Below are 11,820 nucleotides of genomic sequence, written 5' to 3' on the forward strand. Positions count from 1 at the left end.
GGTCGACTGCTCATCGGAGCAGATGAAGTGAGCGTGCAGCGCGGTCGAAGTGCAGCTGCCCGAAGTCTGTCAGACGCACCTGCCCGGCCAGCTCGACGTCTGGATCATCGTTGATGCCGACCACAGTGCAGCCAGCGTCTGCGGCGGCTTGGGACCCGACGGGGGAGTCCTCGAACGCAGCCACCGCCGAGGCGGCCAGGCCGAGGCGCTGTGCGGCAAGGAGGTAGGGGGCGGGGTCGGGCTTGCCGTGCTCGACATCGTCGATGGTGACGATGACGTCGAAGAGATGGAGCATCCCGGCGCGTTCGAGCAGCCCCCGAACGTCCTCGGCTCTCCCGTTGCTGGCCACCGCGACCGGAATGGCTCCCGACATCGACGCGACGAACTCCCGCGCCCCTGGCATAGGGGCGCTCAGGTCCGCGAGCGCATCGCTGTAGGCGGCGTCCACCTCGGCGGCTGCAGGCGGGGCAGCATCCGCGGGGGAGCCGAGACTGCGATGGATCTCGACCAGCGAGGTGACTGCCTCGGCTGCGGTGAGCCCGCGCAGCTGTTCGGCCGGGATGTGAGAGGCTCCGATGTTGCGCAGGTAGGACGTCATGAGATCGATCCACGGCTGTTCGGAGTCAACGAGGATTCCATCGCAGTCGAAGATCGCACCTTCGAGGTCGGAGACGATCATGCGCTGGCTCCTTCGGCTTCGTGGCGAGGCAGGCGCAGCGCGGCGTCGGCCGTCACTGCGGCCTCAACCCGGGTGCCCGTCTGCAGGGCACCGGCATCGGCAGAGGAGATGGACGCGGACCATTCGGCACTCTCGCTGCCGGGTCGGCCGAGGTGGAGCATGGTCCGCTCACCGGTGTAGGTCTGGCGCTTGACCTGGAGGAAACCGTCGTCTCTGGCAGCGATGCTGAGATTCTCGGGGCGAACGAAGATGACGTCATCGGCGCCCGAGGCGATCGGCAGGCGGTCACCGGTCGCCCAGTCTGCGGGTACGGCGAATTCGTTGATCGAACCGACGAAGCGGGCGACGAATGCCGTGGCGGGCTGGGAATAGATCTCGTGCGGTGCCGAGTACTGTTCGATCCTGCCTGCGTTCATCACGGCCACCCTGTCGGCGATGGCCAAGGCCTCGCCCTGATCGTGGGTGATGAAGACCGTGGTGGTGCCCAGGGTCTGCTGCACTCGACGAATCTCGTCTCGCAGAGATGAGCGCACCGAGGCGTCGAGAGCTGACAGCGGCTCATCGAGCAGGAGTACCCTCGGCTGTGTGGCCAGGGCACGGGCCAGAGCCACACGCTGCTGCTGGCCGCCGGAGAGCTGATGCGGGTAGCGCGAGCCCATCTCGGTGAGTCCGCAGATCTCGAGCAGCTCCTCGGAGCGTCGGCGCCGGGCACCGCCGTCGACCTTGCGAATGCGCAGCCCGTACTCGATGTTGTCGAAGACGCTGAGATTGGGGAACAGACTGTAGCTCTGGAACACCATTCCCATGCTGCGCTGGTTCGGTGGCAGCTGCAGAACGGAATCGCCGCCAACGATGACGTCACCGCTGTTGACGGGCTCGAATCCGGCGAGTATGCGCAGGGTCGTCGTCTTCCCGCAGCCTGAGGGGCCGAGGAAGCTGACCATGCTGCCTGCAGCGATGTCGATGCTGAAATCACGCAGCACCTCGGTGTCGCCATAGGATTTGCTGACCCGGTCGAAGCGGACTGACATCGACTCATCCCGACTTTCGGCTGCTGCCTGGATCGGGGGACTCTTCGCTGCTGTGCTCATGAGATTTCGGCTTCCTTTCGAGGCTCGTTCGCCACGGTCGCTTCGGGCTCTGCGGCGGAGCGGTGTCCGAAGCGCGATGCGCTCAGAGTCGCTGAGGCCAGCAGCAGCCACGTCGTGAGGTTGAGAAGCACGGACAGCGTGATCGAGCCACGGAAGTTCGTGCTGGAGAGGGTGTTGAGGAACACCGGGAGCGTATTGATCGACAGGGTCGCGGCCACGGTGTATTCGGCGATCGAGAGAGCGAACGTGAAGAACGCGGAGAACATGATCGGACCGCGGATGTTCGGCATCACCACCTGCCACAGTGTTGTGCCCATACGCGCGCCGAGGATGGAGGACGACTCGTAGAGCGTGCGCAGCGGCAGTGTTGACAGACCCGCGTCGATCGACCGGTAGGTGAAGGGCAGACACAACACGACATATGTGCCCACGAGCACGAGAGGGAGGTCCTGTGACTGCAGAATCGCATTCAGCTCCATGCCCAGGCTGCCTCGGCCATGGGAGGCCAGGTTGCGCAGCACCGCCGAGAGCCCGGCCACGATCGCAATCGCGGGAACCACGAGCGGCAGAGTGCAGAGGATACTGAGCACGGAGCGCATCTTCGGAGCCCAGAGATGGACCGCGACCACCGCGGGTACGACCGTGGCGATGAGGACGACGGCCGCGAGCACGGACACGATGAGGCTGCGCGTCAGAGGAGCGACGATCCGTCCGGAGTCCGCGAGACCGGTCAGCCCCGAGGTGGTGAAGCTGCCGTCGGAGCGGAAGAACGAGTACGTCAGCGAGCTCAGCAGCGGAGTGAGGATGAAGATCAGCAAGGCGACGATCGGCAGCCAGGCGAGGAATTTCGTCACCCCGGGACGCTCACGGGTGTCGGAGTTCAGCTGTTGAGCCACTTTGCGCTCCTCTTCGTCAGTGCGTTGAAGGCGATGAGCACGATCACCGCGATCACTCCGGTGGTCACGCCCAGAGCCATCGCCACGCCCTCGCCACCGGTGGCAGCCGAGCCGGCGAGCTGGCCGGCGATTTCGAGCGGGATGAGGGGGAAGGCTCCGGTGCCGATGAGGACGGCGGCCGAGGCGTGGGTGCCGAAGGCCGAGCCGAACATCAGGAGCCAGGCGCCGAGCAGTGCTGGAGTGATCACGGGCAGGCCGACCCGGCGCCAGAAGGTCCAGCTGCTTCCTCCCAGCGAGGTGTTGGCCTCGCGCCACTGCTGTTTGAGCGCGACGAAGCTGGGCAGTGTCAGCAGGATCATCGTCGGGATGAGGAAGTACTGGTACATGAGGATGAGGCCCTTGACGCTGTAGAGCGTGAAGGTGGAATCGACTGCGGTGATCAGCGCCGTGAAATAGCCGGTGTTGCCGACGGCCACGATGAAGGAGAACGCCAGCGGGACCCCTCCGTCATTGGCCAGAACGCTGGAGATCACTGCCGTCAACGAGTCGACGACCTTCGATTTCACTGTTGAGATCGCCCATGCGCAGATGCCGCCGAACACGGCTGCGACGCTCGCAGCCGTGAACGACAGGAGCAGACTGTTCTTCAGCGCCATGGACCGGGAGCCGGACCCCAGGGCGGTGAAGTTGTCTGCGCTGAAGGTCGAGGTCCCTGGTGAACTGCCGGTGACGAGCAGGGAGGTCACGACCATTCCGCCGATCGGGACGACGAAGAAGAGCGCGAGGACGATGGTCAGCGGGGCCAGTGCGGCCCACGCCGGCGACAGGCTCGCTCTGCGTCGGGTATCGGTTGGAGCAGAAATCATCCGACAGCTTTCGCCCAGTTGTCGGCGAGAACCTCGGCCTGCGAGTCGCGCTGCTCCTGTGTGGGCTGAGGTGCTTCGTTGTCCACTGCATCGTCGAGCAGCTTCGAGAGCGCCTTCTCATCGACGGTGCCGTCTTCGACCATGCTGTCGAGGCGACCGGGGAGCACATAGCCCTCGAGCAGAAGGTTCTGGCCTTCATCGCTGAAGACGAACTCCTGCCAGAGGCGGGCGACGGCCGGATGCGGTGCATCGTCGTTGACCGATGCGGCGTAGTAGGAGGCGACGGTCCCGTCAGAGGGGATCTCGATCGACATATCGACGCCGCTGTCGGCCAGATCATCGGCCCACTGCAGCAACAGGTAGTCCCAGTTGATGACGATCGGGGTCTCTCCGGTCTCGATGGTGCCGGCTTCGGCCTCCGTGGGCACGAGGTTGCCCTTGTCGGAGAGTTGTGCGAAGTAGTCGATTCCCGGCTGGATGTCGTCGAGCGTACCGTCATTGGCCAGGGATGCGGCCATGACCGTCATGAAGCCGGCCTCGCCCGTCGTCGGATTGCCGCGAATGGCGATCTTGCCCTTGTACTCGGAATCGAGGAGCTCTCCGAAGGTCGTCGGGCATGTCTTCACTGCTTCGGTGTCGCAGCCGATGGCCATGGTCCCACCGAGGTGGTTGAACCAGGTGCCGTCCTCGGACTGCATGTTCTCGGGAAGATCGTCGGCCGTGGCCGGGCGGTACTTCGCGAGCAGGCCCTGCTCTGAGGCATCGACGGCGAAGGACTCACCGGTGTCGAGGTAGTCGAGCGAGCTCTCCTGCCCCTGCCTGTTCTTGACGGCGTTGATGAGATCCTGGCTGGCGCCCGTCGAAGTGTCGTTGTTGACTTCGATGTCGTATTTGTCCGAGAACGCCTTGAGCAGTCCGCCGTAGTTCGCCCAGTCGGGGAAGAGCCCCATGACATTGAGGCTGCCTTCGGCCTGAGCAGCTTCGATCAGGGCGTCCATGCCTCCGCCGTCTTCGGCCGAGGTTGCTGCACGCCAGTCGGCAGATGACTCGGACTCCCCTGCTCCGCTGCAACCGGACAGGACTGCCAGGGTGCCCAGTGTGAGGGCGGCAGTGAGCTTCTTCGTATGTCTGAACATCGGTGTAATCGCCTTTCGGACTTGTGCGCAGATCTGTGCGCATGGGTTCTGCAATGGCTCTTGGATTGGTTCAAGCTACGTCCACGATAGAGAACCGAATGGATAATGCCAAACCAGATTACTAGTGAGGTTTCAATATTGAATATAACTTCACTAGTGAAGTCGTGAATTCTTTGGCAAGCGTGGTTGACTCTCCACGCCCGCTGCTGCCCGAGAGATCGCTGTCAACCGCGCTTCATTGCGTGCGGTAGCGTAGATGCACGTGACTGTATGCGGTGGTGAGAGGACAGACTGGATTGGAAGGACGACCATGAGGGGATCGCAGGAGTGAGCGAGGCACGGTATGAGCAGATTGCGGAGCAGATCCGCGATTCTATTCGCAGCGGTGTGCGGCAGGCGGGGCAGAGTCTCGAATCCGAGGCGGCGCTGGCCGCTGAGTACGCAGTCGCCCCCGGCACCGTGCGGGAAGCCCTGCGCCTGCTCGTCAGCGAAGGCACCTTGGGCGGTCGCCGCGGTGCCCGGAAGACAGTGCTGCGTACGCCGCGGCCGGCCGCCGTGGCCGAGGAGTTCCGCAGCTTTGCGCAGTGGGCCAGCGCGCATGGGCGCACCCCCGGCGGCCACGTCATCGAACAGGGTTGGCACATCGCAGGCAAGGAGAATGCCGCTGCGCTCAATGTCGACCCGCGTGCACGGGTGCTGCGTGTGCTGCGTGTTCGCCTGCTTGACGGTGAGAAGGTCATGGTCGAGCGGACCAGCTACCCGGAGCAGCTCGGCGAGCTGGTCGAGAAGGTCCCCGGCGACGCAGCATCTGTCAGTCGCTGGCTTGAGCAGGAGCACGGAATCGTCTTCGCCGGTGCCGACCACGTCTTCTCCGCGACGGTCTGCAGTCAGCAGGATGCGGCTCTGCTCGAGGTCTCCAGGGGGCGGCCGCTGCTGCGCCACCTGCGTCGCAGTCGCGATGGCGCGGGGAGCCCGCTGGAGATCTCCGAAGACCGCTATCTCGCCAATTTTCTGTCGGTGGCGATGTCCAACGGTCGCAATGTCAATCCCATCAGCTGGCTCACTGCCGACGAGCAGGACTGGTTCTGAGGCTGCCTTCCCCTATCCGGTGGAAGGACCAGCGGCAGCAGCGCAAAACGTCGAAAGCGCCCCGGAACAACCTGGTGACAGGTCGTTCCGGGGCGCTCTTCGGCTCTCGGCCGCTCGAGCCGCTCAGGCCTTCAGTTCGGCCGCCAGCTCGTGGAAGTCGCGGCTGGGGTTGCCGAAGCGGTGCAGAGTCATCGACACGGCCTGCTCCTGCACGTAATAGCGCATCTCCACCCTCGCCGAGGAGGTCACCGGCTCGTCGATGACGGCAACCTCGGGACGTGGTGCGGTGGCCGCCAGCAGCTCGGGCTCCTGCGGTCCGAGCACGCGGATGCGGGCACCGACGGAATCGTCGTAGCGGCCTTGGGCGACCATGTCGGCAAAGACCGTGGCGGACTCGGTGCGAGCCGCAACCCCGGCGTTCGTCGCCGCAATCTTCACCTCGGAGGCGACGTCCTCGGCGATGGACAGCTGCACCGTTGATCCGACGGATTTCGCCGCATGCAGCGAGCGCTCCAGGTCGAACACCGTAGTCGTCGAGATCACCCGCAGTGTGACCGGACGGGGCCGGTAGCGGAAGATGTTGGCCTCCGAGTGAAGTCCCGTGTGGTCCTTCGCCGCGCCGAACTCACGTGCCAGCCACCGCTCATCATCGGCCTTCGCCAGTTCGAGGCTCTGCCTCGAGTCAGTGGCCCCTGGCAAAGTGGAGGGATCGTCGGTGTAATGGCCGAAGAGCATGAGGTAGTTCGGGCCACCGGCCTTCGAGCCGAGCCCGACGGAGGACTGCTTCCAGCCGCCGAAGGACTGACGCCGCACGATTGCACCGGTGATGCCGCGGTTGACGTAGGCGTTGCCGACCTGGACTTCGTCGAGCCAGGTGCGCACCTCTTCGGGATCGAGGGAGTGGATGCCGCCGGTGAGACCGAAGTCCACCGCGTTCTGGAACTCGATGGCTTCGTCGAGGTCACGGGCGTGCATGAGTCCGAGCACGGGTCCGAACACCTCGGTGAGGTGGAAGAAGGACCCCGGCTTGACGCCGTCCTTGATTCCCGGACTCCACAGGCGACCCGTGTCATCGAGCTGCTGAGGCTCGAGCAGCCAGGACTCACCCGGTTCGAGGGAGGTCAGGGCCCGTTCGAGCTTGTCGGCGGGATCCTCGGTCAGCGGTCCCATGGTTGCCGACATGTTCGCAGGCCAGTCGACGACCATCGACGAGGCGGCATCGATGAGCTGGCGCCGGTAGCGCTCCGAATCATAGGTTGAGCCCACCATGATGCCCAGCGAGGCGGCCGAGCACTTCTGACCGGCATGGCCGAAAGCGGAGTACACGAGGTCGGCAACAGCCAGGTCCCGGTCCGCCGCAGGAGTGATGAGCAGGGCGTTCTTGCCGGAGGTCTCGGCATTGACGTGCAGGTCAGGACGGAAGGACTTGAACAGAGCGGCCGTCTCGGAGGCACCCGTGAGGATGACACGGTCGACATCCGGATGGGCGACGAGGTGACGGCTGAGGTCACGGTCGGACGGGGTGCACAGCTGCAGCACGTCCTTCGGAACGCCGGCTTGCCACAGGCAGTCGATGATGAGTGCCGAGCAGTGCTGGGTGGGTTTCGAGGGCTTGTGGATCACGGCCGAACCTGCGGCCAAAGCTGCCACGGTGCCACCGGTGGGGATGGCGATGGGGAAGTTCCACGGCGGGGTGACGACGACCATCTCATCGGGGACGAAGCTCGCCCCCTCGAGGGTCTCCAGCTCCGCGGCGTTGAGAGCGTAGTAGCGGATGAAGTCGATGGCTTCGGAGATCTCCGGATCGGACTGCGAGGGCATCTTGCCCACCTCGGCGGCCTCGACGGCGATGAACTCACCGCGGCGTGCGGCGAAGATCTCGGCCGCACGGTGGAGGATCTCGCCACGTCCGGCAGCACCGAGCTCGCGCCAGGCCTTCGCCGCCTTACGACCGCCGGCGATCATCTCATCGAGCTGCGCTGCCGAATCGACCTTCGGCGTCTTCGGGCGGTCGTCGAGGTATCCGGGAGCGGTCGCCTCGGCGATGATGGCCTTGACCCACTTCTGGTTCGCGGGCAGCGAGGGATCGGTGTCGGGCTCATTGAAGAATTCGGTCGGTGCCGTGCCCGGGACATCGCGTTCGGCCGCACGGTTCTGCCCACGGTTGGGCATGGGAGCGGAATCGCCGTCTGTCGCGAGAATGTCTTCGAGCTGCCGGACGGAGTCCTCGAAGCGGTTGGCCTCGCGGACGAAGACGTCGTTGCCGTTGGCCAGGTCGAAGATGCCCGACATGAAGTTCTCGGACGAGGAATTCTCCTCGAGCCTGCGCACGAGGTAGGAGATGGCGACGTCGAATTCCTTCGGGTGCACGGCCGGGACATAGAGGAGAAGGTCTCCGACGTCCTCCGTCACTGCGGCGGCCTGTTCCGAGGCCATGCCCTGCAGCATCTCGAACTCCACCCGGTTCGTGACCTCACGGTCGACGGACAGGTGGTGGGCGAAGGCGATGTCGAAGAGGTTGTGGCCGGCCACGCCGATGCGCAGCCCCTTCATCCGCTCGGGCGTGAAGAGCCAATGGAGGACGCGCTTGTAGTTCGCGTCGGTGGACTGCTTCGAGTCGCACGTGGTGGCGGGCCAGCCGGCGATCTCCGCGTGGACGGTCTCCATCGCCAGGTTCGCGCCCTTGACGAGGCGAACCTTGATTCCGACCCCGCCATCGGCGACGCGTTCGTTGGCGAATTCGCTCAGGCGCTGCACGGCCCCCAGGGCATCGGGCTGGTAGCCCTGGATCACGATTCCGGCCTCGAGGTTCTTGAACTCGGGTTCGGCGAGCAGGCGAGTGAAGACCGCGATCGTGAGCTCGAGGTCCCGGTACTCCTCCATGTCGAGGTTGACGAACTTGGACCCGGTCGGTGCCTTCGCCGCCTGCTGGTAGAGCGGGCGCAGGCGTTCGACGACGTAGTCGACGGTGTCGTCGAAGGCCCACATCGAGATCTGAGAAGCGACGGAGGAGACCTTGACGGAGACGTAGTCGACGTCCTCGCGCGCCAGCAGGCGGTGGGTCTCTTCGAGGTGATGATCGGCTTCGCCATCACCGAGGACAGCCTCGCCGAGGAGATTGATGTTGAGCCGGTGCCCGTCGGCGGTCAACGTGGAGACGGCCTTGCCGAACTGCTTGTCGCGGGCATCGACGACCATGTGCCCGACCATCTGGCGCAGGCGGGTGCGAGCAGCGGGGACGACGACCTGCGGCGCGATCTTGGCCAATGCCGCACCGGCCTTGATCTGGGCACGGTCGAGTGCGGACATCGTCTCGGGAGCGAGTTTGCCGACCTCGGCCAGGGCATCGGCGGCGGCGTGCACGTCATCGGTGCGCACGACCCGATCGACGAATCCGACGGTGAAGTCGAGTCCGTTGGGGTCCGAGAGCACCGCCGAGAGGCGTTCGGCAGCAGGGTTCTTCGCAGTGGTCTTGCTCGTTGCCACGCGCAGCCATTTGCGGACGGTGTCGATGGAGCGACTGGTGAGCTGATCGAGATCAGAATCTGTGTGCAACAACTGCTCGTTCCTTTTCTGTTGGACGAACTCTGGGTGAGTCTGGCTGGGCTCTGTGCCGAGTGTTCCCGCGTCGTCGTTGACCTTTGACGGGATCGTTGAGATCAGTATGCGCCGGAGCAAATGCGGAGTGAAGGGTTCGCGACTCATCGCAGACATTGTTGAGTCAGAAGTAATAGAATAGAGTGATGTATTCCTCAGAGATGCGCCGTGCCGCTGTCGCCGGGACGGCCTCATCCTCCATCGCCGAGGTGGCTGCGCAGTTCGGCGTCTCACCGTCGAGTCTGCGTCGGTGGATGTTGCGATCCGATCTCGAGGATCGCCCGCGCAGCGGCCGCCCGCAGATCCAGAGCACGGCAGATCAGGTCGTCGAGGCCTTGGTGAGCACGGCAGGGGCGAGGATCTCGGGGAAGGACTATTCGACCCGGGCGCTGGCCGAGGCCACCGGCCTGAGCCAGAGCATCGTATCTCGCGCGATGAGGGGAATGACGGTGCCGCGGGATCAGGTGCGCGGCGGCGACGAGATCACCGTTGTGGCAGGAGGATTCCCCCTGGTCATCATCGGCATTCGCGCTGCCGATCAGCGAGGCGGCGATGATAGCGCTGGCAGTGGTGGCGACGGGGGTGGAGGCTCGAGCGCAGTCTCAGCACGACGAGTTCAGCGCCGCATCGCCGGCATCGTGGCCGCCCTGCGTTCGGCCGGGGTTCAACACTGGCCGCAGCGCTTCGACAGTGAGCACCGCCAGACCGATGCCTCGGCGATGCTCGAGCTGCTTCAGGCTGGAGGTCAGCGGGAGCGCTTCCTCGTCTTCGATCCTCACAAGGAGACAAGCGGAGGGGTGGCTGAGAGTCAAGACACGGCAGAGAGCGCGGCCATCGCAGTCCATCGCGACTTCGCGGAATTCCTCGACGCCGCCAAATCTGCTCTTGCTACGTGCCGCGACGTACCCGGTTCCCTGCTCGACATGCTCGCCGCCCGAGTGCGCCACGGTTTCGAGGGGGTCATGTGGAAGGAGGCGAGCCACAACGATGCTCAGAGAAGTTCCATTAGTTCTGACTCAATGGAGATCTCTTCGTGGTTGCCGAAGGAGACGCGATCCATCACCGAGCACCTGGCGATCGCCCTGCGTGAGGAGATCATCGACTCCGGATACGAGCCTGGAGACCGAATCAATCCGCGTCTCCTGTCACGACGGATGCAGGTGCCTCGGTCGTCGGTGGATGCCGCACTGCGGCGCATGGTCGATGACAAACTCCTCGACGGTTCCCGTGGCGGAACGCGGATTCCGCTGATCACCACCCTCGACGTCCTCGACCTCTACGCCGGACGCATGGCAGTGGGCGAGGTGCTCCTGCGGTCCCTGGCACTGCGGCCCAAGCGCTACTTCGTGCCCGTGCAGCTGGCGCTGCGGCAGGTGGAGGCATCGGCGGCCACGAAGAGCGGAATCGACGTCGAAGACGCGGACCTCCACTTCCAGCAGGAACTGGCCCGAGCCTCCGGACTGCGGCAGAGCACCCGCTCCTTCGAAGCCCTGACTCTGCGTCTGCGCCTGTTCATCTCGGTCCTGCAGCTCGACTACTCACCAGCCAGCGATCGTATTCTCATCGATGACCGTGCGATCTTCAAGGCGCTGTCGCTGGGGGACGCCGACACCGCTGTGAGCGCCTGGCGGGGCAAAGTCGACAACGCGGTCAGGCACATGGCCGGACTCTTTGCTCGCCGCCGGTTCGACCAGGACCTCTGGGCACAGCTGACACGGAGCGGATGAACACACCCGCCGGACAACCTCGGCGAGGGTGACTGGTATAAATTTGGGGAAAGTCAGTGCTGGAGTTCGCAGAGTCGAAAGGGATAGTTGAACCGTGGAGACCTTGATTGTAGGCGTGGCCGGGGGCACCGGCAGCGGAAAGACGACCCTGACGCAGGCGCTGCTGGACAAGTGCGCGGGCCCGCCATCAGTACTGTTCCACGACAACTACTATCGGCGCCGGGACGAGCTGACGTACGAGGAGCGGGAGAAGGTCAACTACGACGACCTCGATGCCTTCGACAACGACCTCTTCGTCGAACACCTCAGTGCTCTGCGGTCTTCGCAGGCGGTGGAGAGTCCCGTCTACGACTTCTCGATCCACAACCGCAGCGATCGCACGACCCTCGTCGAGCCTTCACCGGTGATCATCGTCGAGGGTATCCTCATCTTCGCAGAACCTCGGATCTGCGAGCTGCTCGACATCAAGCTCTTCGTCGACACGGACGCCGACGTTCGTCTGCTGCGACGGATCAAGCGTGACGTGGTCGAGCGGGGACGCACGCTGCAGTCGGTCGAGGACCAGTACATCGGCACCGTCAAGCCGATGCATGAACTCTATGTCGAGCCCTCGAAGCGCAACGCAGACATCATCATCCCTGATGGCGGGCACAATATCGTGGCCATGGACATGGTCCTCAACCGGATTCAGAGGGACGTCGGCTAGTATCCCGCGTGGTCGGGAAATCTCGTGTCAGTG

The 11,820-nt window shown here is 64.5% G+C and carries 9 protein-coding genes; 3 read left to right on the forward strand and 6 right to left on the reverse strand.

Translation table 11 applies throughout. The features are described 5' to 3' along the window. Nucleotides 1-10: 10 nt before the first annotated feature. From CXR25_RS03800 to CXR25_RS03820, 5 genes are read right to left on the reverse strand one after another with little or no spacing between them, the layout of a single operon-like run. Nucleotides 11-679, reverse strand: coding sequence for an HAD family hydrolase (locus tag CXR25_RS03800; RefSeq protein ID WP_096146548.1), 669 nt, complete (start codon nt 677-679; stop codon nt 11-13). After that, nucleotides 676-1,770, reverse strand: coding sequence for an ABC transporter ATP-binding protein (locus CXR25_RS03805; RefSeq protein ID WP_096146549.1), 1,095 nt, complete (start codon nt 1,768-1,770; stop codon nt 676-678). Before CXR25_RS03805 ends, CXR25_RS03800 begins: the two co-directional genes overlap by 4 nt. Next, a complete protein-coding gene (locus CXR25_RS03810) occupies nt 1,767-2,666 on the reverse strand; it encodes an ABC transporter permease (RefSeq protein ID WP_205677683.1) in 900 nt (299 codons plus the stop codon). The genes CXR25_RS03805 and CXR25_RS03810 overlap by 4 nt, the downstream gene beginning before the upstream one ends. After that, complete coding sequence (locus CXR25_RS03815) at nt 2,651-3,532, reverse strand: ABC transporter permease (RefSeq protein WP_096146550.1); 882 nt, start codon at nt 3,530-3,532, stop codon at nt 2,651-2,653. The genes CXR25_RS03810 and CXR25_RS03815 overlap by 16 nt, the downstream gene beginning before the upstream one ends. Further along, nucleotides 3,529-4,668 carry an ABC transporter substrate-binding protein gene (locus CXR25_RS03820; protein WP_096146551.1) on the reverse strand — a complete coding sequence of 380 codons (1,140 nt, stop codon included), beginning with the start codon at nt 4,666-4,668 and terminating at the stop codon, nt 3,529-3,531. The genes CXR25_RS03815 and CXR25_RS03820 overlap by 4 nt, the downstream gene beginning before the upstream one ends. Nucleotides 4,669-4,995: 327 nt before the next feature. On the opposite strand from CXR25_RS03820, the gene CXR25_RS03825 reads away from it, so the two are divergent. Continuing rightward, on the forward strand, nt 4,996-5,757 hold the full coding sequence (locus tag CXR25_RS03825) for a GntR family transcriptional regulator (RefSeq protein WP_096146552.1): 762 nt from the start codon (nt 4,996-4,998) through the stop codon (nt 5,755-5,757). A 123-nt stretch (nt 5,758-5,880) separates the two neighbouring features. Here the strand turns inward: CXR25_RS03825 and CXR25_RS03830 are convergent, their stop codons facing one another. Next, nucleotides 5,881-9,462, reverse strand: coding sequence for a bifunctional proline dehydrogenase/L-glutamate gamma-semialdehyde dehydrogenase (locus tag CXR25_RS03830; RefSeq protein ID WP_114384548.1), 3,582 nt, complete (start codon nt 9,460-9,462; stop codon nt 5,881-5,883). A gap of 38 nt (nt 9,463-9,500) precedes the next feature. On the opposite strand from CXR25_RS03830, the gene CXR25_RS03835 reads away from it, so the two are divergent. Both CXR25_RS03835 and udk read left to right on the forward strand, forming a co-directional pair. Beyond that, nucleotides 9,501-11,081, forward strand: coding sequence for an FCD domain-containing protein (locus tag CXR25_RS03835; protein ID WP_114384536.1), 1,581 nt, complete (start codon nt 9,501-9,503; stop codon nt 11,079-11,081). 94 nt (nt 11,082-11,175) lie between these two features. After that, entirely contained in the window at nt 11,176-11,787 is a 612-nt protein-coding gene (gene udk, locus CXR25_RS03840) for a uridine kinase (protein WP_029417298.1), read from the forward strand. The last annotated feature ends 33 nt before the right edge of the window (nt 11,788-11,820 follow it).

This window comes from Brevibacterium aurantiacum (assembly GCF_003932995.1).
Lineage (GTDB): Bacteria > Actinomycetota > Actinomycetes > Actinomycetales > Brevibacteriaceae > Brevibacterium > Brevibacterium aurantiacum.